Source organism: Flavobacterium dankookense (assembly GCF_004362665.1).
In the GTDB taxonomy this organism is placed as follows: domain Bacteria; phylum Bacteroidota; class Bacteroidia; order Flavobacteriales; family Flavobacteriaceae; genus Flavobacterium; species Flavobacterium dankookense.
Map to the genome: position 1 here is coordinate 522,346 of NZ_SNXR01000011.1, position 21,713 is coordinate 544,058.

The 21,713-nt window shown below is 30.7% G+C and carries 22 protein-coding genes; 11 read left to right on the top strand and 11 right to left on the bottom strand.

The genetic code is table 11. The features are described from left to right. Positions 1-25: 25 nt before the first annotated feature. From BC748_RS03615 to BC748_RS03630, 5 genes are all read right to left on the bottom strand, one after another. The gene (locus tag BC748_RS03615) at positions 26-751 is read right to left on the bottom strand and encodes a hypothetical protein (RefSeq protein ID WP_133532094.1); all 726 of its coding nucleotides are present in this window, start codon (positions 749-751) and stop codon (positions 26-28) included. Between the two features lie 41 nt (positions 752-792). After that, positions 793-1,026 (bottom strand): helix-turn-helix domain-containing protein, encoded by a 234-nt coding sequence (locus tag BC748_RS03620; protein WP_162846400.1) that lies wholly within the window; start codon positions 1,024-1,026, stop codon positions 793-795. 252 nt (positions 1,027-1,278) lie between these two features. Further along, complete coding sequence (locus tag BC748_RS14340; RefSeq protein ID WP_281275069.1) at positions 1,279-1,410, bottom strand: hypothetical protein; 132 nt, start codon at positions 1,408-1,410, stop codon at positions 1,279-1,281. A gap of 10 nt (positions 1,411-1,420) precedes the next feature. Further along, a complete protein-coding gene (locus BC748_RS03625) occupies positions 1,421-1,807 on the bottom strand; it encodes a hypothetical protein (protein ID WP_133532096.1) in 387 nt (128 codons plus the stop codon). Between the two features lie 158 nt (positions 1,808-1,965). Next, on the bottom strand, positions 1,966-5,367 hold the full coding sequence (locus BC748_RS03630) for a P-loop NTPase fold protein (protein WP_133532097.1): 3,402 nt from the start codon (positions 5,365-5,367) through the stop codon (positions 1,966-1,968). A gap of 429 nt (positions 5,368-5,796) precedes the next feature. Between BC748_RS03630 and BC748_RS03635 the strand changes: the two genes are divergently transcribed. The 6 genes from BC748_RS03635 to BC748_RS03660 are packed head-to-tail and all read left to right on the top strand — an operon-like array spanning position 5,797 to position 11,655. Then, positions 5,797-6,477, top strand: a complete 681-nt coding sequence (locus BC748_RS03635; RefSeq protein ID WP_246013993.1) for a flavin reductase family protein — start codon at positions 5,797-5,799, stop codon at positions 6,475-6,477. Next, the gene (locus BC748_RS03640; RefSeq protein WP_133532098.1) at positions 6,474-7,970 is read left to right on the top strand and encodes a cryptochrome/deoxyribodipyrimidine photo-lyase family protein; all 1,497 of its coding nucleotides are present in this window, start codon (positions 6,474-6,476) and stop codon (positions 7,968-7,970) included. Before BC748_RS03635 ends, BC748_RS03640 begins: the two co-directional genes overlap by 4 nt. Beyond that, positions 7,967-8,701: a YqjF family protein gene (locus tag BC748_RS03645; RefSeq protein WP_133532099.1), complete on the top strand. Its 735-nt coding sequence runs from the start codon at positions 7,967-7,969 to the stop codon at positions 8,699-8,701. The genes BC748_RS03640 and BC748_RS03645 overlap by 4 nt, the downstream gene beginning before the upstream one ends. Continuing rightward, positions 8,688-8,828, top strand: a complete 141-nt coding sequence (locus tag BC748_RS03650; protein WP_133532100.1) for a DUF2256 domain-containing protein — start codon at positions 8,688-8,690, stop codon at positions 8,826-8,828. Before BC748_RS03645 ends, BC748_RS03650 begins: the two co-directional genes overlap by 14 nt. Next, positions 8,825-10,372 carry a cryptochrome/photolyase family protein gene (locus BC748_RS03655; protein ID WP_133532101.1) on the top strand — a complete coding sequence of 516 codons (1,548 nt, stop codon included), beginning with the start codon at positions 8,825-8,827 and terminating at the stop codon, positions 10,370-10,372. Before BC748_RS03650 ends, BC748_RS03655 begins: the two co-directional genes overlap by 4 nt. Beyond that, complete coding sequence (locus tag BC748_RS03660) at positions 10,369-11,655, top strand: DASH family cryptochrome (protein WP_133532102.1); 1,287 nt, start codon at positions 10,369-10,371, stop codon at positions 11,653-11,655. Before BC748_RS03655 ends, BC748_RS03660 begins: the two co-directional genes overlap by 4 nt. Positions 11,656-11,724: 69 nt before the next feature. On the opposite strand, the gene BC748_RS03665 is transcribed toward BC748_RS03660, so the two are convergent. From BC748_RS03665 to BC748_RS03680, 4 genes are all read right to left on the bottom strand, one after another. Continuing rightward, positions 11,725-11,994 carry a hypothetical protein gene (locus BC748_RS03665; protein WP_133532103.1) on the bottom strand — a complete coding sequence of 90 codons (270 nt, stop codon included), beginning with the start codon at positions 11,992-11,994 and terminating at the stop codon, positions 11,725-11,727. 2 nt (positions 11,995-11,996) lie between these two features. Next, positions 11,997-13,061, bottom strand: coding sequence for a WD40/YVTN/BNR-like repeat-containing protein (locus BC748_RS03670; protein ID WP_133532104.1), 1,065 nt, complete (start codon positions 13,059-13,061; stop codon positions 11,997-11,999). Between the two features lie 69 nt (positions 13,062-13,130). Further along, positions 13,131-13,982: a helix-turn-helix domain-containing protein gene (locus tag BC748_RS03675; protein WP_133532105.1), complete on the bottom strand. Its 852-nt coding sequence runs from the start codon at positions 13,980-13,982 to the stop codon at positions 13,131-13,133. Between the two features lie 127 nt (positions 13,983-14,109). Further along, entirely contained in the window at positions 14,110-15,033 is a 924-nt protein-coding gene (locus tag BC748_RS03680) for a LysR family transcriptional regulator (protein ID WP_133532106.1), read from the bottom strand. A 93-nt stretch (positions 15,034-15,126) separates the two neighbouring features. On the opposite strand from BC748_RS03680, the gene BC748_RS03685 reads away from it, so the two are divergent. From BC748_RS03685 to BC748_RS03705, 5 genes are all read left to right on the top strand, one after another. Beyond that, positions 15,127-16,563, top strand: a complete 1,437-nt coding sequence (locus BC748_RS03685; RefSeq protein WP_133532107.1) for an NADP-dependent isocitrate dehydrogenase — start codon at positions 15,127-15,129, stop codon at positions 16,561-16,563. A 250-nt stretch (positions 16,564-16,813) separates the two neighbouring features. Then, positions 16,814-17,098, top strand: a complete 285-nt coding sequence (locus BC748_RS03690) for a hypothetical protein (RefSeq protein WP_133532108.1) — start codon at positions 16,814-16,816, stop codon at positions 17,096-17,098. After that, positions 17,098-17,934, top strand: a complete 837-nt coding sequence (locus tag BC748_RS03695) for a DUF6671 family protein (RefSeq protein ID WP_133532109.1) — start codon at positions 17,098-17,100, stop codon at positions 17,932-17,934. The genes BC748_RS03690 and BC748_RS03695 overlap by 1 nt, the downstream gene beginning before the upstream one ends. A gap of 11 nt (positions 17,935-17,945) precedes the next feature. Then, on the top strand, positions 17,946-18,902 hold the full coding sequence (locus BC748_RS03700) for an L-threonylcarbamoyladenylate synthase (RefSeq protein WP_133532110.1): 957 nt from the start codon (positions 17,946-17,948) through the stop codon (positions 18,900-18,902). 89 nt (positions 18,903-18,991) lie between these two features. Next, the gene (locus BC748_RS03705; RefSeq protein ID WP_133532111.1) at positions 18,992-19,957 is read left to right on the top strand and encodes a sodium-dependent bicarbonate transport family permease; all 966 of its coding nucleotides are present in this window, start codon (positions 18,992-18,994) and stop codon (positions 19,955-19,957) included. A gap of 382 nt (positions 19,958-20,339) precedes the next feature. Here BC748_RS03705 and BC748_RS14380 read toward each other — a convergent pair whose 3' ends face one another. Together BC748_RS14380 and BC748_RS03715 are read right to left on the bottom strand one after the other, a co-directional pair. Continuing rightward, on the bottom strand, positions 20,340-20,489 hold the full coding sequence (locus BC748_RS14380) for an Arm DNA-binding domain-containing protein (RefSeq protein WP_162846409.1): 150 nt from the start codon (positions 20,487-20,489) through the stop codon (positions 20,340-20,342). A 500-nt stretch (positions 20,490-20,989) separates the two neighbouring features. Further along, positions 20,990-21,559: a hypothetical protein gene (locus tag BC748_RS03715; RefSeq protein ID WP_133532112.1), complete on the bottom strand. Its 570-nt coding sequence runs from the start codon at positions 21,557-21,559 to the stop codon at positions 20,990-20,992. Positions 21,560-21,713 lie beyond the last annotated feature (154 nt).

The following is a 21,713-nucleotide window of genomic DNA, read 5'->3' on the forward strand; positions in this document are numbered from 1 at the left end:
TTTTCTTTTGGGGCAGTCTAGTTAATTAATTTTTTTTAAATTTTATTTTCGCTATTGCTTTATATTGTGCTGAATTTGCATCTAGGATTGTGAATAAGTAATCTTTGGCTTTGTTTGCTAAATCCACAAGGTTATCTTCTGAATTATAGAGTGTATTGTTTCTGAGGCTACGAGCATTATTTAGCGGCACAAATGTTTCGGCTACTGCTTGTGTTTTTACGAGCATTTTTGCTTTTAGGTCTTGATATGTTGTTACTTTATATTCGTTTTCGTTTGGGTTATAATTTGGTGTATTTTCGAGGAGTGAGATTAATAAATCCATGTTATTAGTTCGCTGATCGTAACTCAATTGAGAAATGGAATGTTGGCTTTGTTCTTCGTTAGGTAGTGTTGATGCTTTGGAAGTATCTTTACGAAGACCTTTTAATTTGCGAACGATTGTCATAAAATCTTCTAGTTGAACCTGTGTAACTCCTTCGGTTGCTTTGTATGCTTTGCGAAGTTTTGTTAACTGACGATTAAGAGGTTTGAAAATTATTTCTCTTTCATCTACTGCAATAGAGTAGGGTGCTACCAATTTATTTACACTTTCTTGTTGTGCTAAAGCCGTATTGTAAATGCTTTGCAGATTTGTTAAAAGTAGTTTAGCGTTACTTGGATTGTAGCTTGTACCCACTGCTATAATGTTGGTGTTTAATACATTTAGGTTTGCAATGTTTTTTGCGTGACCTACTTCGGAAATTGATGCCATAATGCGATAATTTAGTGTTAAAAAAAATAATTAATTAATTTTTAGTATTTAGAACGATTTTTTTCATTGCTCTTTACTTGCATGAAAAAATCAATATAATCGGTATCTAGGATTGTTAATATTTTGTAAAGCGTATCTATGTTTAGATCTGCTTTTCCATTTTCAATTCTGCCGTAATAGCTTTGTGATATGTTGAGTTTTGTAGCGATATATTCTTGAGTGTAGTTTTTCTCAAGTCTAATTGTTCGAATAGTTTTCTGAACCCAAATTTCCATATTTTGTATCATCAATATAAGTAAAACGGGGCTTACTTACAGGTTAATAGTATTATAGCGTTGGGGGTTTGCAAGAATAAAACTATTTTTTTTAATAGGAAACTATTTTATATATAAGTTTATACGGTATAGGTATTATATAGAAGATTTTGGTAATGAATATTATTATTAGAAGAAATAAAACACTTTGAGTGGTGCAACCGTTTTCTTCTTTTGAGAATATAAAAAAAACCGCTGGTAGGCGGTTTGGTATTATTTTTTTGGTGATGATTTTGAAGGTTTTAACGAAGGTGTATTTCCTGGAGTTCCTTTGTTATCTCGTTGACGTTTGTCTGGTTTTCCTGTTGAATCCGCAATTCTTTTTGGTCCTGGTTTAAGTGCCATAATAATATTTTTAATGGTTAATTAATGATTTAGTTTCTTTTAGAATACTTTTTTTAAGTTTGCAATATATATTCAATGAACTTTCAGAAACAACCAGTAAATCATGATATAAATGATGTCTGAAGTGTGAATATCCCGAAAATTTATTGCTAATTGTTATTTCAAGATTATTATAAAATATTTTATTTTTAGAAATTATAGATTTTACTTCTTGAATTATAATTTCCATTTTTTTACTTGTGTATGTTGAACATATTTGTTCGTTCATGGTAATATTAGGTATAAAATAGACTGTTATCGGTTGATGAGTTCCATTTTCATAAACTGAAAAGTCTTCAAAGTTTTCACAAATGCCTATCAAGAATTTACCTTCTTTAAAATTTATTATTTTTTGCATTTTTATAAAATCAAGTTTAAAATACAAAGATATTTATCATAAGTAATTTGACAACTCTTAATTATTAACATAAAGATTTAATTTTGAACAATTTATTATTTTTTGATAATATCTTTATAACAAAAAAAATGTTCACGTGTAAGAAATTCAAGAGACAATTATTTTATTCCTAATCTCTCAGCCAATCTTATGACAATAAGTTTATTTTCACCATCTAAATTTTCTAATGATTTTTTTATAGGCTCCGAAATGACTTCCTTAAAATCTACTAACTTTATTTTTCTTTCAGAATCAATGTTTAATATGAAATTTACAAAAGAAATTTTATCAAAATCTATAGGTTCATTAAATGATTCTTCGATATAGATTTTGAAATCTGTAATATTTTCTACAATTTTTAATATTAAGTAAGTTTTGTCTAAGTAATTGTTGTTGAGATGATAATAGTCATTACTTAATTTATCTTTGTCGTTAAAAATATTTTGAGAATTTAATGAACACATTTGATTTATTAATGTTTCACTCATTAAATTAATTAAATTATCCCAATTCTCTCTTTGCCAATTATGTAATAAATATTTAGGGTTATCTTTTACCATTGCTCCATAATTAAACTCATGCATTGCCTCATAATATGAATAATTTAAAATGAATTTAGGATTTTTGCTTTTTAATTCTAGCATCAATTTTAATAAATAGTCATCTACTTTTAAGGATTCAAGAAATTCATCTTTTGATATATCTTTCGATAAGTTTTCGATTTTTTTCAAGAGATTTTTATTTTTAGATAAAATTACAATCTTATAAATAACATATTCATTATTAATTATATCAATATTTTCCATTTCTAAAAGTTCTTTTTCTAATTTAGAATACTGAATGAATATTTTTATTATTTCTTCAAATTTAATTTCAAATTCTTCTGTATCAATTTCAAAATTATTAATTGATATAATTTTCTCAAAAGAATTATCAATTTTAAAAATATCATAATCATCGCTGATTATCAATTGATTGATGATTGAGGGGATTAGTTTGTTATTACCGTTAATTGCAATGTCCCATATCAAATTGAGACATTTATAATCTTTAAAAACTTGTATAACTTCATCAGCATAGTTTGAATTAGTTTGTGACCAAAAAGTTTTTATCTCTGAAAGCATAGTTTGAGAATTTCCATTTGCGTTGGGTACAACAATTTTCGAAACATTTTCTTTAAAATGAATTCCACACAATATTGATAATTTATTTATAACACTATTTTCAGCTCTATTATTTCTAAAAAGAACTCCATAAAATTCATATGAATTAAAAAATTGAGAATAATCATATTCTCGATAATTCATAAAGTAATCGTAAAAAAGATTAAATGATTTTATGTCAAAAATTGGTGAGATAAAATGACCTTGATTGTACTTAAAATGCTTTAATAAATAATTTAAGATAATATCTAAATTTTTAAGTTTTGAATTAAGATAATATTTAGCCATATCATAAATATGGTCTTCAATTTTAGAACCTTCATTTATCCAAACTGATGTTTGTTCAATAATTTTTTGATTAGGAATTATGTAACCAAAAATTTCGAGCTCACAGGCTTTTACACAAATTGCTTTCCACATTTCAATATCAAGATCTAATTGGATTTGGTCAAAATCAATTTTTGTGAATTCTTGTATCTCATTTAAGTTTTTAAATACTTTATCAGTTATATTTGCTACATTTTCATATTTGTTTTCTTTGGTATTAATGTGATAATTATATGCAAAAATGTATAATTGCCACAATGCTTTTATATCATCCCTTTTATCATAATTGTTTAAATGTTTTGCAGCAGTTACAATACTTGCATTAAACAATTCATTATCGATTTCAAAATTCACATTTTTTTCAGAATTTAGGTGTTTGATAAGAGTTTTAATATAACTTGATTTTATTTTTTCATTTAACTTTTCACCAAAAGCATTATAAATTGATGACGAATATTTAAAAATGGTTAAGAAATCATTTGTTTTAGAAATTATATTTATAAGTAATGACCAAAATACTTCTCCAAATTCATCTTTTTGTTGTTTTAGTTTTACACCATCAACTTCAGATAATCCTTTAATTATTTCAGGGGTTAATAAAATTTCTTGACCTTTTAATTTTGGAACACCATAAGTTATAGCAGCTAGTTCAATGATATTATCATTGGATAAAAAATTGTTTTCAAGAGTTGTATTTTTTTTGGATGAAATTCCAGGAACTAATTCTTCAGCAATTTCTTTATTTGATTTATTTTCTAAATATCTTTTGTAAACGTAATAGGCTATACTTTTTGTTGAGATTTCATCTTTAAAGTGATTTCTTAAAAAACCTATTTGATTGAGATAATTTTTTATCTCTCTTGGTTTTGGATTATCTAGAATATTTTTTCTAGTAATTTGAATAACCTCAATGATTACTTTTTTATCTTCATCATTCCAATTACCAAAGTTTTCTTTAACTAATTTATTTAAAAATTCAATCCAATTAGATAAAATAGGCATAGGTACATCTATTCTGACTTGGAAACTTTTATCAAAAAAAGATTTTGCAAACTCTTTATCAACTTTATTATGTTCTATTGACTCTTCTTTTTCATCTCCTTTATAGTTTTCCCAAATTTTTTCTAAACTTTCTTCATCATATGGAATTATTGTAAAAATTTTTTCAAATGATTTGTAATTTCTAGAAGTTGGATTTTTATGTTGTATGAATGTTTGTAGAGTTGACCAAATTTTGAGTGAATCATTTGCGTCTATTCTGTCTAAATTATCAAGAACTATTACTATTTTTTTATTTGTTTCAAATATGTCAATAATTTGTTGAAAGTATTTTTCAAATTCTATTGAAGTTCTCTCTTCATCATTAGAGACTTTTTCTGTTATAGTTTCGGTACTATTATTTTGTAAAAAAGACCAATATTTTAAATTAGAAACTACTTTTTTATTTCTCTTCAGATGTATAAAATTACATAATAAAACAAAGAAAGGTGATAGTGAAAATAATAATCCAATCCAAAATGCAATGTTGTATTTACCTGTGAATTCAAATGTAAGATTTTCATAATTTACAGCTGATATTAAAGCCACACCAATAGTTAAGAGTAATGTAGTTATTGCAAGATATAAGCCTAATTTCGTTGTGCTTCTTTTTATTACAGTTGTTTTAACTCTTTCTTCTTTAGAAATTTCTTTCCTTTTAACTTCTAATTCTCTAATTTTTAATTCATTAGTTTCAGGAACTTCCTTAAAGCAATTAATTAGGCTCTCTAAAAAAATTCTTCTTAAAGGATCACCCTCGTGAGCCCATGCATCAAAATAGAAAAAAACAAAACCACAATTTTTTCTTAATAAATTGATTATGGTGGATTTTCCAGAACCCCATTGTCCAGCCAATCCTATTGTAATTCCTCTATCCTCATTTTTAATTAGTTTAATTAGAGAATTTGAAATATTTTCGTGTGTTTTGTCTTCAAAAAAATCATTGACTTCAACCTCTTCTCTCAGTATTTTGTAGTTGTATTTATTTTGCATTTAATTGTTTGTTTTTTAAATTAAATTTTCAAATTTCTAGCATTGATAGTAAATCAATAATTTGCCTACGAGCTTCTTGAATCTCCCAACTTGCTCATCATCTTCAATCACCAAATATAAAGTCTTTCAAAACTCTACATCTACGTATTTATACGTAATTTTGACAAACCTAAAACAAAATAACCATTCCATTTTACGGTTTTCCGTAATTTCAATAAAATAATTAATAAAAAAACCAAACATTACTAACTTAATTATAAAATAAAGAGTTAAGCCATTTAAGATTTTATTATTCACCAAATTTAAACTACACACCAATATCCAATTCTCAAAACCAATTATTTCACAATTTTTTCTAAATACCAACCATTAAAATAAAAATAGTATGTATTTTTGTTTAATGTTAATATGCTTTTGTTAAACAAAAAAATGTTAGCATTAATTTTAGAAATCCTATTATCAATGAATAATATTTTTTTGCACGCTGAAGACCTAAAAGCAATGAGCAAGGAAGTGCGAGTGCATCTCATCAACAGTTTAGGAGGTTTTAAGAGTGTGGCGTTACTAGGAACGCAAAGCGCTAAAGGGAATAACAACGTTGCTATTTTTAGTTCTGTTTTTCACCTTGGTGCCAATCCACCATTAATAGCCTTAGTATTTCGTCCAAGTCCGCCAGAGCGTGATACTATGCGCAATATACTAGAAACTGGTTTTTATACTATAAATCATATTACTGAAACGATATACACAAAAGCGCATCAAACTTCTGCGCGCTATGATGCTGATATTTCGGAGTTTGAAGCCGTTGGTTTAACGCCTGAGTTTAAAGAGGGTTTCTTAGCGCCATTTGTTAAGGAAAGCGTTATTCAGTTGGGTATTACTTTCAAAGAAAAGTTCGATATCACCATCAATAACACCACGATGATTATTGGTGAGATTGTACAAATTCACATTCCCGAAAGTTGCTACAGTGTTGACGGTTTTGTTGACATTGAGAAAGCAAATACCATCACTTGTTCTGGTTTGGACAGCTACCATAAAACTGTTCGGTTAGATCGATTGAGTTATGCAAAACCCGATAAAGAAGTAACATCAATCCCAATACGTTGAGCAAACCAGCTATAAATATTGTTTGGTTTAAACGAGATTTGCGGACTACAGATCACGAACCCTTGTATTATTCTTTCCAAGAAGATGTTCCGGTGTTGTTGCTTTATTGTTTTGAACCTTCCATAATGGCGTTTGATGATTCTGATGACAGGCATTGGCGGTTTATATACGAATCGCTACAAGGTTTGCAACAACAATTCAGCAAAGCCAATGCAGAAATTTATATTTTCCATCAAGAAGCGAAAGCTGTTTTTAAAGCACTAAGCGAAATATACACTATTCAAACGGTGTTTTCTCATGAAGAAACGGGTAATAAAATAACTTTTGATAGGGATATTGCTATGCAACAGTTTTTTTCAGCTCATAATATCAAATGGAATGAATATCAAACCAACGGCGTGATAAGACGATTGAAATCACGGGCAAAATGGGATGTAAAATGGAACGAGCGAATGACTAGCGTTCCATTGTCTATTGAGGTAACAAAAGGAAATTATGTTGCATTGCCTAGTGATTTTTATGAAAAGAATAGAGGAGAAGCATTACCTTCAACAATCACAACTCGTAATACTAATTTCCAACAAGGTGGCGAATATTGGGCTTGGCGCTACATGGATAGTTTCATCAAAGAACGATATGTCAACTACAGTAAGCACATTTCAAAACCAAATTTAAGCAGAAAAGGATGCAGTCGTTTGTCTCCATATCTTACTTATGGCAACATCAGTATGCGAATGGTGTATCAATATACTATGCAACATTATAAAGAATCGGTAAATAAGCGAGCATTGGCTAATTTTATTTCTCGATTGCATTGGCATTGTCATTTCATCCAAAAATTTGAAAGTGAATGCAGTATGGAGTTTGAAAATATCAATCGTGCTTTTGACGCTATTCAAAAGCCAAAAAACGAAGCTTACATCAAAGCATGGCAAGAAGGAAAAACAGGTGTGCCGATTGTTGATGCTTGCATGCGATGTTTGGTTGAAACAGGTTACATCAACTTTAGAATGCGTGCTATGGTGGTTTCGTTTTTTGTGTTTAACCTTTGGCAAGATTGGCGCGAATTGCATTTTCTGGCACGACAGTTTCTTGATTATGAACCAGGAATTCACTATCCGCAGTTGCAAATGCAGTCAGGCGTTACAGGAATAAATACAGTTCGAATTTACAATCCCATCAAAAACTCAGAAGAACATGATACTGAAGGTATTTTTATCAAACGATGGTTGCCCGAGTTAAAAAACATACCAGTTCATTTGCTTCACGAACCGTGGAAGTTGAGCTTGATAGACCAACAACTTTATGGTTGCGAAATAGGAAAGGATTATCCGTTTCCTATTGTAGATATTGAAGCTACAAGGAAACAGGCGAGCGATATCATTTGGGGACAAAGAAAAACCGATGATGCCAAAGCCGAAGGAAAGCGCATATTAAATAAACACGTTACCAATCCAAACAAACGATTACGAAGTAAAAAAACAAAACAATGAGTACATTTTTAAAAGCGGATTGGGAGAATATCATCATGGCGAATTATGCCATTGCTCCAGAACTTCTAGAACCTTATTTGCCAAAAGGTGTAACGTTGGATTTATTTCAAGGCAAAGCGTATGTAAGTTTGGTGGGATTTATGTTTAAGAATACCAAATTATTTAATGTTCCGATACCCAAATTGGGAACATTTGAAGAGATAAATTTACGTTTTTATGTCAAAAGAGTTGAAGGAACAACCGTAAAACGAGGTGTGGTTTTTATCAATGAAACGATACCTTATCGGATTGTGGCTTGGGTGGCAAACAAATTATATAATGAGCATTACACTGTGGTGCCAACGCGTCACGAATACAGAATTAAAAAGCAGCAACAGCAACTAACCTTTGAATGGTTGCGAAATAAAAAGTGGAATAGCATTTATGTTAAAACCGACACACAAGCTAAAGCCATGCAGCCTAACTCGTTTGAGGAGTTCATCTATGAGCATTATTTGGGATATACAAAAGTGAATGAAAAAACCACGGAAGAATATCGATTGAAACATCCAAGTTGGGAACTTTATACCGTTGAAGATTATAAAATTAATTGTGATTTTAAAGCGATGTATGGTGAGGATTTTTCTGTGCTTGATAGTACAAAACCATCAGCAGTATTTGTTGCAAAAGGTTCTTCAGTAAAAATAGAATGGAAAAGAAACCGAATAAAAACAGCGCATGAAAGGAGTTAAGAAACAACATTTACCGAGCAAAGTTTGTATTGTTTGTCAAAGACCTTTCTCTTGGCGCAAGAAATGGGAGAAAGTTTGGGATGAAGTAAAGTATTGTAGTGATAAATGCAGAAAAGAAAAGAAATGACAGTTAATAAGACCAAAATAGCAAGATTAATTCTGGGTGATCAATTGAATAGCAATCACACGTGGTTCGAAACCGTTCAAGAAAACGTAACTTACATCATGATGGAAGTCAGAACCGAAACGGATTATGCCATACATCATATTCAAAAAGTAGTTGGTTTTTTTGCTGCTATGCGATTTTTTGCAGAAACATTACGTATTAATAATCATAATGTTATCTATCTGGAGTTAAACCATAAAGACAACAAACAATCGTTTGGTGCTAACTTAGAAGTTTTACTTTCAAATGGTAATTTCACTCACTTCGAATACCAACAGCCAGATGAATATCGATTGGATAAAATTTTAGAAACGTTTGCTACTCAAATTACAATACCGACTAAAGTTTATGATACGGAACATTTCTTTACTACAAGAAATGAACTGGGTACTTTTTTTGAAGGGAAGAAGATGTATTTGATGGAAAGTTTTTATCGTGCTATGAGAAAAAAACACGATATCCTTATGGATGGAACCAATCCAACGACAGGTCAATGGAATTATGATGCTGACAATAGAAAAAAACTACCTAAAGACCACAAACCAACTGCACCAATGGTTTTCAATAATGATGTTTCAGATATCGTTGAAATGATTTTTAAAACGGATTGTAAAACTATAGGAACGATAGAGGCGAAGCAGTTTCTTTGGCCAATAAATAGAGAACAGACATTGGAATTATTGGATTTCTTTGTAACGGAATGTTTGCCTTTATTTGGTACTTATCAAGACGCAATGACACCTAATGAATGGTCGTTATACCATTCTAGGCTTTCATTTTCTATGAATATCAAAATGATTTCACCTAGCGAAGTTGTTCATCGTGCTATCAAAGAATGGGAAAAACATCCTGAAACGATAGAATACAATCAACTAGAAGGTTTTGTGCGTCAAATAATCGGTTGGCGAGAATACATGCGTGGCATTTATTGGTTGAAAATGCCGGAATACAATTCGTTGAATTATTTTAATCATCAAGAAAAATTACCGGATTGGTTTTGGACTGGAAATACTAAAATGAATTGTCTAAAAGACAGTATCAAGCAATCGTTGCATTATGCTTATGCGCATCACATCCAGCGATTGATGATTACAGGAAGTTTTGCACTTTTGGCAGGAACTCATCCAGACGAGGTTGATGCTTGGTATTTGGGAATTTATATTGATGCATTAGATTGGGTTGAGATTACTAACACACGAGGAATGAGCCAGTTTGCTGATGGTGGAATAGTAGGAACAAAACCTTATGTGAGTTCGGCTTCCTATATTGATAAAATGAGTAATTATTGTGGAAGTTGCTATTATAACAAAGCAAAGAAAGTAGGCGATAAGGCTTGTCCTTTCAATAGTTTGTATTGGAATTTTTATGACAAACACGAAGATAAATTGGCTAAAAATCCTCGAATTGGCATGATGTATAAAGTTTGGCAACGCATGAAACCAGAAGACAAAGAAGCTTTATTACAACAAGCGGATTATTATTTAAAAAACATTAACAACTTATGAAAACAGCAGTAGTTTGGTTTAAAACCGATTTGCGATTACATGATAACGAAACCTTGGTTAAAGCCATTGCCCAAAATGATAGTATCGTTCCTGTTTATTGTTTGGACGATTCGCATTTTGAAACCAATTCTTTCGGGTTTAAAAAAACAGGCAGCTTCAGAGCCAAGTTTCTTTTGGAATCATTACAAGACTTAAACAATCAGTTGCAAGCTCTTGGCTCTGGATTAATTGTAGTACAAGGCAAACCAGAAGAAGAAATACCAAAAATTGTCAAACAATACAAAGCCTCTAAAGTCTATGCCAAGCGTGAAGTAGCTTATGAAGAAAAACAAACAGAAGCATTAGTTCAATCGGAGTTGTGGAAGCTACAATGTGAATTGGTTACGTTTAGCACAAGCACATTGTATCACGCAGAAGATTTACCATTTTCAATAAAAGACATTCCCGATGTTTTTACAAGTTTTAGAAAGAAAACAGAGAAAGACTCTAAAATCAGAACTGCTTTTGATTCGCCTACAGCAATTGTTTCACCAGAACTAATGCCATTTGACTTACCAACCTTAACCTCTCTGGATTTGGAAGAGGTAAAAATGGATAAACGATCAGCCATTCAATTTAAAGGAGGCGAAACAGAAGCCATAAAAAGACTAAATCACTATTTTTTTGAAACACATGCTATCGCAAAATACAAGGAAACTAGAAACGGATTAGTAGGAGCAGACTACTCCTCGAAGTTCTCCGCGTGGTTGGCAATGGGTTGCATTTCACCTCGATATATCTATCAAGAGCTAAAAAAGTACGAAACGCTTCATGTTGAAAACGAATCCACTTATTGGTTGGTTTTCGAACTTTTATGGCGTGATTATTTTAGATTTATGATGAAAAAGTACCAAAACAAACTGTTTCAAAAATATGGCATCCAAGACAAAGAACTTCACCTCAAACCTGTGGTGCAAAGTATTCTCAACGATTGGATTAACGGACAAACGGGAGTTGATTTTGTCGATGCCAATATGATAGAGCTAAAACAAACAGGTTTTATGAGCAATCGAGGTCGTCAAAACGTCGCGAGTTATTTATGCAATGATTTGAAATTAGATTGGCGTTATGGTGCGAGTTATTTTGAACAACAACTTATTGATTATGATGTTTGCAGCAATTGGGGTAATTGGGCTTATCTAGCTGGAGTAGGAAATGATCCAAGAGGCAATCGCTATTTCAATATTGAAAAGCAAGCCAGTGATTATGATAAAAATAAAGTTTATCGAAAGTTGTGGTTGTGAAATTACAAAAACCGATTAGGAAACTAATCGGTTTTCTTTTAAAAAAAGTAAACCTATTTATCATTTACTCTAGCCATGTTGATCACCAATTCCAACAGCTAGTCCAAAAAGTAATGCAACTAAAGCAAGATGAAAAAGTAACCATATTTTTTGCCATTTTGGTCTTTCAATCCAAGTTTGTTCTGTGTTGAAAGGGTCAAAAGCCAATCCAATTCCCAATGATACAGCAGCATCTATATAAGAGTTGTTTGCAAAAGCTTGATAAATTCCTAAAGCAATAAATAAAGTATAAATCACTTTATTAAAAGGTGTGGAGAAATTATTTTTAGAACTTTCCATGATTATAATTTAAATACATCAACGCCTATTGAATAACCATATACTTTGCCTATTTCATTTTTGTAAATTCTGATTTTGTTGCATGCTCTTCCTAGATCAATTTTTTGCCATGAAACTCCACCATCTTTGGTTTCAAAACCACTATTCATTGTACCGACAAAACCGTGATTAGCATCAATGAAACCAATACCAAATTCTCTTGCTGAGGCATCTTCAACTAAATTTAATTCAGTCCAAGTATTTCCTCCATCAGTGGTTTTTACGATTCGTTGTTGTTTTACATTTGGATCGGGATTATACGATTGAATTGTAGCATAACCAACTTCTTTAGTAGGAAAAGCTATTTTCCAAGTAGTTTCAAATGGTCTATTCGATTGATATACTTTTTTCCAACTTGAACCACCATCAGTTGTTTTGAGCAACAATGCATTAGATTGAGAGATGTCATCGCTAGTTGCGGCACAAACATATCCAGTATTCTTATCCAACATTTTAATGTCAAAAAGCATTTTACAATCTTCATTCATACTTTTAGAAATCCAAGTTTCTCCACCATCATGTGAAATCATAATATTTGCGGGACTTCCAACACGACCAACAGCAAAAAGATGGTTTTTATAATCAATTTTTCCATGATTGATATATTGTTCTTTTACAATATCAATTGCACACAAGCCTTTTACATAATTACCTTTGTATGAAACAGGAGTCCAGTTTTTCCCGCCATCTTTTGTACGATAGAGTGGAATGGTATCCGTAACATTTGGAAAATAATCAGTACCAACCGTGCCCACAAATCCATTGTCTTTGTCAATAAAAGCAATTGTTCTAAAAAATGAACCTTTTTGTTCTAATTGTTTTTCCCAAGTTGCACCACCATCTTTCGTGTGGAATATCTTGCCATAACCATTAACATACCATCCTGTATTTTCATCAATAAAAGTGATGTCATCTTGCTTTCCAGGATATGTTTCAGTTGTTAGTTTTTTCCATGTAAGATCTTGACTTAATGAATTGGAAATAAATAAAAAATAAATAAATAGAATTTTAAGAATTTGCTTTGCCATGTCATTTGTTTTTAAATTAAAATCAAAATTAATTCAATCTTAAAATGGCGAGTTGTAGAAAATTGCTTTTTATTTAAAATTGTTTGGAGAAACGCCAAATTTTTGTTTGAATGCATTACTAAAAGCAGGAGTGTCAGTGTAACCAATAATGTGTGTTATGTCCGATACTGAAATTTGATTTTTGAGCAGTTCTAAACTATAGTTAAGTCTTTTTTGAGTAAGGTATTTGTATGGTGTAGTTCCAAATATTGTTTTAAAAAGTCGTATAAAATGATATTCAGATAGTTTAGCTTCTTTTGCCATTTTATCAATATTTATTTTTTCTAAAAAATTATCATCAATATAATTTTTTGCTTCATTAGTCAGATTAAACAAATGCTTACTAGTTTCTTGTTTTGCTGATTTTATTCTCTTAAAATTTTGATGAGTGTAGTTTTGATCTTCTACTATGCATTCTGCAATAGAATAAAAAAAATCAGTATTGATTGATTTGTAATTATCTTTTATATCATAAAAGTCATTACCTAATTTGCTCAATAAGTCACCAAGACAAGTATTTAGAACATTATACTTTTGTATTAGAATATCTTCATTGAACAAAAAATTATACAATGGAGTAGGATTAGGAAATTTAAAATCTAAAACTTCGGTTATTATTTCTTTCGAAACATCAATACAAATTCCATTAACAGTTGTCTTACTGTCAATTATAACGTTAGCCTCTGTAGTTTTGTTTCCTACTACATACTCTCCTTTTTTTGTTATTAGCTTTCTATTATTTAAGTTATAATTCTCAATTCCAGAAACAACATACTTCACAGAAAAGTTTTGAAATTTAACTTCTTGTTCTGTATGAGTTACGCTAGAAAAACGAATTTCATTTCCTAATTTATCAGAAAAAAGAACTTTGTTTGATAACATAAAAAAGTTTTATCTAGTATGTATAATTCTGCTTTAGATTGTTACAATTAAAGTCTATTTAAAAGTCAGATATTTAAGAAATGTCAATTGTATTTTGATGATGTTTTTTTTACTAAAAAATATATCATTAATATGAATTAATCCAAGAAAAATGTTTTTCGTAAATATTAGCTTTTTCTTGTTGAATAAAATCTAAAAAAGCAGCTGCCGTCGGACTTAGCTTTTTCCCTTTTAACCAAATCAATGTCCAATTGGTTACTATTGGTAAATTTTTGACAGGAATTATTTTGATAGTTTTATTTTCCAATTCATTTTTCAAACCTATCAAAGGCATGATTGAAAGTCCCAAGCCAGCAATTACTGCTTGTTTTACAGCTTCATTGGATGTTAGTTGTAATTTCATTTTAGCTTGTATACCTTGTTTTTCAATGTATTTTTCCATTGCAATGCGTGTCGCAGATCCTTCTTCACGATAAATTAAAGGACTATTGGTAATGTATTCGTTCGTTTTTTTACTATTCAATGCTTTATTTTCTGTATTGGCAACTAAAAATAGTTTATTTGACAAAAGTATTTCTGAATTTATATCTATACCAGAAGGTAGTGTAGAAACTAATGCAAAATCAACTTCGTTACTTTTTAATGATTTTATCACTTTCAGTTTATTAGTTACATCCATTTCTAATTCTATCCCTTTATTTTTATTTGTAAAGTTTGATAAAAAATAGGGCATAACGTATTTTCCAGTTGAGACAACCGATATTTTAAGCTTTCCAGTGAGTACACCTTTAAAGGCTAATGTTTTAAAATTTATATTGTACACTTCATCAATTATATTTTGTGCCGCTATAGCAATTTCTTTTCCGAAATCGGTCACATATAATTGCCTGCCAACAACTTCAGTTAAAGGAATTTCAAATTGGTCTTGTAAATTTTTTAGCTGAATTGAAACTGCTGGTTGGGTTAGATGCAGTTCTTCTGCTGCCTTTGTAATGCTTTTAGTTTGAGTGATTTTTAAAAATACTTGTAATTGATGTAAGGTATAGTTCATAAAATATGTTTATGTATTTCATAACAAATATAAATAAAAATATATGAAATTCTGCTTATAACTTTGTCGTGTAAATAATTTAACAATATAATTATGCAACGAATTACTATAGCAAAAGGAGACGGAATTGGTCCAGAAATCATGGATGCAACTCTTGAAATAATCAAAGCCGCTGGAGCAAAGCTTGAATATGACGAAATAGAAGTTGGAGAAAAAGTTTATCTCTCAGGAAATACTTCTGGTATTGCAAAAGAGAGTTGGGAAACTATAATAAAAAATAAGGTATTCTTAAAAGCACCCATTACAACTCCACAAGGTGGCGGTTATAAAAGTTTAAATGTAACAACTAGAAAGTTTTTAGGATTGTACTCTAATGTTAGACCTTGTTTGAGCTTATATCCATTCGTTGCCACAAAGCATCCAAAAATGGATATTGTTATCATTAGAGAAAATGAAGAAGATTTATATGCAGGTATTGAGCATCAACAAACAGATGAAGTTGTTCAATGTTTAAAAATTATAAGTCGTCCAGGCTGTGAAAAAATAGTTCGATATGCTTTTGAATATGCTAAAGTGTATGGAAGAAAAAAAGTTACCTGCTTCACGAAAGATAATATCATGAAACAAACTGATGGACTATTCCATCAAGTTTTTGATGAAATTGCTATTGAATATCCAGAAATTGAAAATGAACATTGGATAATTGATATTGGAGCAGCCAAAATGAGTGATACTCCCGAAGCTTTTGATGTTATTGTTACATTGAATTTATATGGTGATGTTATATCTGATATTGCTGCACAAATAGCAGGTTCGGTTGGACTTGCTGGTTCAGCTAATATTGGTGAAGAATGTGCAATGTTTGAAGCCATTCATGGTTCTGCTCCAAGGAGAGCTGGACAAAACATGGCAAATCCATCCGGATTATTACAAGGTGCTGTGATGATGCTTAACCATCTTGGGCAAAATACCATAGCAACTAAAGTGCAAAATGCTTGGTTAAAAACCTTGGAAGATGGAATCCATACTTATGATATTTATGATGAAAAACAAAGTAAACTTCTTGTTGGAACAAAAGAGTTTGCTGCTGCTGTAATAGCCAATTTAGAACAAAAACCAACCACTTTGCCTGCAGTGAATTATGAAAATGGTCAAGCATTGAATTTGCCAAAATATAAAAAGAGACCTCAAGCCAAAAAGGAACTTATTGGTCATGATGTATTTGTTCATTGGAATGGAACCGATGCAAATGAACTAGCTTCAATGTTGAGTAAAATTGGCACCCCAAACTTAAAATTAAATATGATAACCAATCGTGGTATAAAGGTTTGGCCTGAAGGATTTTCTCAAACTTTTTGCACAGATCATTGGAGATGTCGTTTTAAAACTGAAGAAGGAAAAGTTATCAATAAAGAAGAAATTATCATTTTGCTTCAACAATGTATTCAAAATAAAATTGACACTATAAAAGTTGAAAATTTGTATCAATTTGATGGAAAAATGGCTTTTTCACTCGGCCAAGGTCAATAAAAATTAAAATTTTAAAAAACCTCACTAATTCGACCTATACTATGTATCACCGATTTTTAACTCAATTTATTGAAATGAGAAATAAGAGAACCACAAAACAAGACTTTGTCATTTTAATCCTGTTGTTATCGTTGTCAATAGTCAGTTTACTGATAACACTGTTTTTTTCACAAGAATTACAATTTATATGTCTTTTAGGTATTTCAACCTTATTACTAGTATCACAACTTAAAAAAATGAATTTAAAATTATGAAAACAGAAGAAAAAAAAGAGTTTAAACTTATTGATAGTACCTTCTCTCCAATAGAAGCAAACAATGTTCTATCTGATTTAATTAAAAGTAAAATAAGTTATCATAAGCTAGACGATTTTAGTCAGCACATTCGCTTTGAACGAGATAGTCAACACTCCAAGGACCGTATTGAACAACTGCAAACAACTCAAGAGGAACTTCGAGAATTTATCAATATTGCAAAAGCTAAAGGGGTGAATCTAGTAATTAAAAGTACTGTTTTTATTGAATATGCTGAATAATGTTTTTGAACAGAAAACTGCTTATTGCCACAAAACACGATAAAGAAAAAGTAATTGCTCCAATATTTGAGCAAGAACTTGGTGTTAAATGTTTTGTAACCGATTTATTTGATACGGATACCTTGGGAACTTTTTCAGGTGAAGTTCAGAGAAAAGATGATGCGCTAACAACTCTTCGTAAAAAATGTATTCTCGCTATGGAAAAGAATCAATTTGATTTGGTTATTTCAAGCGAAGGGTCGTTTGGCGCTCATCCATCGGTTTTTTTTGCTTCTGCAGATGATGAGTTAATGATGCTTATCGACAGTAAAAATAAACTAGAAATAGTTGTTCGTGAGCTAAGCTTGGAAACTAATTTTAATGCATCAAAAATTACTAGTCAAACCGAGTTGATAGAATTTGCAAACCGAGCTAAATTTCCTTCTCATGCCTTGATTATGAAACCTTCAGAAAACAATTATTCTAGAGTAGTAAAAGGAATAACTGACTGGAATGATTTGAAAATGAACTTTGAAAATTTCATAAACGAATACGGAACGGTTTATGTAGAAACCGATATGAGAGCTAATTTCAATCCGAGTAGGATGGAAGTTATAGAAAAAACTGCAAAAAAACTCCTTGATGCTGTACTATCTAAATGCCCAAAATGTGAATTCCCGGGATTTGTAGTTACTAATGCTGTATCAGGATTGCCTTGTAGCTGGTGCAATAATCCAACTAAGTCAACCTTAAGTTTTTTGTACACCTGTAAAAAATGTGACTTTACAAAAGAAGCTTTATATCCTCATAATAAAACAAAAGAAGATCCAGCCTATTGTGATTTTTGTAATCCTTAACTCTTTTTAAAATGATATCAAAAGATATATATCAAGCCGCTTATTTTTTAGAAAAAAATGATATAATTGCTATACCTACAGAAACCGTATATGGTTTAGCCGCTAACATATACAGTGAAATCGCCATCAAAAAAATATTCGAAACAAAAGGGCGACCACAAAATAATCCACTAATTGTTCACATAGGAACAAAGGATGCGGTCTTCGATTTAGTAACCCATATTCCAGAAAAAGCAAAAATATTGATTGATAAATTTTGGCCTGGACCACTTACGCTAGTACTACCAAAAAAAGATACTGTTTCAAATTCAATTACAAGTGGCAAAGATACTGTTGCGATTAGAATGCCAAATCATCCCGATACTTTAAAGCTTTTGCAATTGATAAAATTCCCAATTGCAGCACCAAGTGCAAACCCTTTTGGATCAATTAGCCCCACGACTGCCCAACATGTTGCTAATTATTTTGAAAATACAATTCCAATGATTTTAGATGGAGGCGATTGTACTAATGGAATAGAGTCAACCATCATTGGTTTTGAAAATGAGATACCTGTTCTCTATCGATTAGGTTCAATTGCTGTTGAAGACATTGAAAGTGAGATAGGAGCAATTCACATCAATAATTTTGAAGAACAGAAACCCAATGCACCAGGAATGATGTTAAAACATTATGCACCTAGTACACCAACCCTACTTGTATCAAATGTTACTGATGCCATAGATCATTATAAAAATAAAAAAATTGGATTGTTGACATTCACTTCAAAATATAGTAGTCCAAATTTAGCACACCAAGAAATACTTTCTAACAATTCTAATATAAACGAAGCTGCTACTAATTTATATGCAGCCATGCATCGTTTAGATAGATTGCATTTAGACTTGATTATTGCTGAAGAATTTCCTAATAACCAACTTGGTAGAGCAATAAATGACCGGCTAAAAAGAGCATCCAAAAAAGAGTAGTTTAGTTTTTTTAACTATGATTTCAATACAACACCATTCAATTAGTATAAAAAACAACTCAATTAAATTCAGAAAAAAAAACGAATTAAATGAATTTCAATCTTCTTCTTGACAATCTTACAAATCCTGCACTGTTATTTTTTCTCTTAGGAATTATTGCAGCAAGGCTTAAAAGTGATTTGGAAATTCCTTCCAACAGTTCTAAATTTATTTCACTCTATCTTTTATTTTCAATAGGTTTCAAAGGTGGTCAAGAGTTAGCACACAGCCATTTCACACTTGATATTGTATGGTCTATTATCTTCGGAATAGTAATAGCTTTATGCATTCCATTCTATTGTTTTTTTATTTTAAAAAGAAAGTTTAGCATTGATAATGCTGGGGCAATAGCCGCTTCATATGGTTCTGTAAGTGCTGTTACTTTTGTAACAGCAATAAGTTTTTTAGAAATCCAAAAAATTAATTTTGGTGGTCACATGGTTGCAGTAATGGCACTAATGGAGGCACCAGCTATCATTGTAGGGGTAATTTTGATGCGTTTATACAACAAAACTAAAGATAGAAGTAAACAGACAAGTCTTTCATCTGTAGTCAGACATTCACTTACTAATGGAAGCGTACTACTTATTTTAGGAAGCCTATTAATTGGTTTCTTAGCAAGTGATCAACAAGCAATGGGAATCAAACCATTTACTACAGATATCTTCAAAGGATTTCTAGCAATTTTTTTATTGGATATGGGATTAGTAAGTGGCAAAAAATTAAACGATTTCCTCAAAAGTGGATGGTTTGCCACAGGATTTGCCCTAATAATTCCATTAATCAATGGTTCCATGATAGCATATCTAAGCCAATTCATAACACCAGACATCGGAAACCGATTTATTTTTGCCATTTTAGCAGCGAGTGCTTCTTATATTGCGGTACCTGCTGCAATGAAGATTGTCGCACCGAAGGCAAATCCTGGTTTGTTCCTGCCTATGGCTTTAGCGGTTACTTTTCCATTAAATATAACTTTAGGTTTTCCAATTTATTTGGCAATAGTTTTGACGTAAAGAAAGAAAATTAGAAATTAAAATTAAAATTAATTAAATTATTTGTTGCCGAATGCAATGTGGCAGTAGCGAAAGTAGTGGTATCATTTTTTATTTACTAATTGAGTTGTTTCCTATTGCTTTAATGGAAAAGCTTTTGCTTGAAATAGTCTTCATTTTGTAGTTTTTTTGTAGAAAATTGTCGTGTTAAACATTAAGGAATCAGCCTTTTGTGATGCTTTTTAGTTTTCCCTGTCAATACATTATTAAAAACCTCGACAGTAATGTCTTTATCACCAGCGATTAATTTCTTTTCATTTCTAGAATTTTTTGCAATTAGTGAATCGAGGTGGCTATTTATTTTTCTAGCTTCTTCTGAGGAACCTTTTACTTTGTTGCATTCTTAAGACCATTTATCAGGATTTATATATTTGTTGGTGCTAAACTCAAAACGTTTAGCATTGACTGTAACTCTAGTATAGATTGGATAAAACCCTAAATTGTTGGCTTTTGCTCTCTTGATGTAGAAGAGAATTGATACTGATGTCTTTATTGTTGGTAACCTTTTTAGTTGTTATTAAATTTAACTTCAATATGACTAATCCACAAGATGTACAGTTTTTAAACTGGTTATAAAGCCTTGTGAATACCAGTCTGAGATAAAAATCGGTTACCCAAGATTTGGATTGTTTAGGGTAACCGATTTTATCCCTTTAGGTTCACGAATAAATGAATAATTTGATATGTGATAAAAAAGAAAAAACCCTTAATATCATACGATTACAAGGGTTTTAAATCAATTTGCTTTCAAGCTGGCGGAGAAAGAGGCTCCGTAACCCTTATATTTTTATCAGTGTTTTCAATACTTCCCGAGAGGCAAACTTTGATAGGTGTACCTATAGGGTAACTAGTTTTTTAAATGAAAAAATAATTTAGTAAAATTATAAAAAAAAATTGAGATGTGAAAGCTTTTTCGTAATTATAATTATTTTTTAAAATAATTATAATTGATGTTAATATGATTGTTTTAAAAAATAATCATATCAAATTTTATTAAATTTCAAAACTATGAATTCTAATGAAATTACTATCCGTTTTGTTACTTTTCAAATTTTTTCCATTGTATTTAAATCTATTTTCAAGTAGAAGTAGTTCCTTGTGCTTTATAAAATTAAATTCTAGACGCTCTTTGCTAAAATCATCTAACATTACTTCGCAAGAGGCAATCTTTCCAACTTCTAAAGTTTCGATATATATTCCACTTGAAAGTACATTCAAATTTTCTGAAAAGGTAATATTGTAGATAGGGAAGAGGGTAGCATTCTTTAAATTAGCAACCCATATTTTCTCTTTTTTTCCATCAAACCAAAGATCGATTTGATTGGATGAATTTTCAGTAACACCTGAGATCACATTACCTCTTAAATCAAGAAATGAAGTAGTGCTTTCCAATCGTAATTTTGGATAAAAGAATGGGTCTAATAACGCTTGATGCAATGGTTGATTCATTCTAGAAGCAATGCTACTATAATACTCCATTTCGATGGGCGTTAAAACTACTTTCTTTAAAGTCCATAGTTCTCCAAAAACATTGATTTTAAGTTTCTTTTTGGTTATGGACATTTGGGGTAATTTATAATTTATTCAAAAATATAAAAATTAGAAGAAAGGTATCGGTATTGAAGAGTATATGTTTTTATAAAAAAAGTGTCATTAAATTTCTTTGAATCAATGCAAAAAAAGTTGTCAATTAAATAAAAACTATTTCTTAATCATA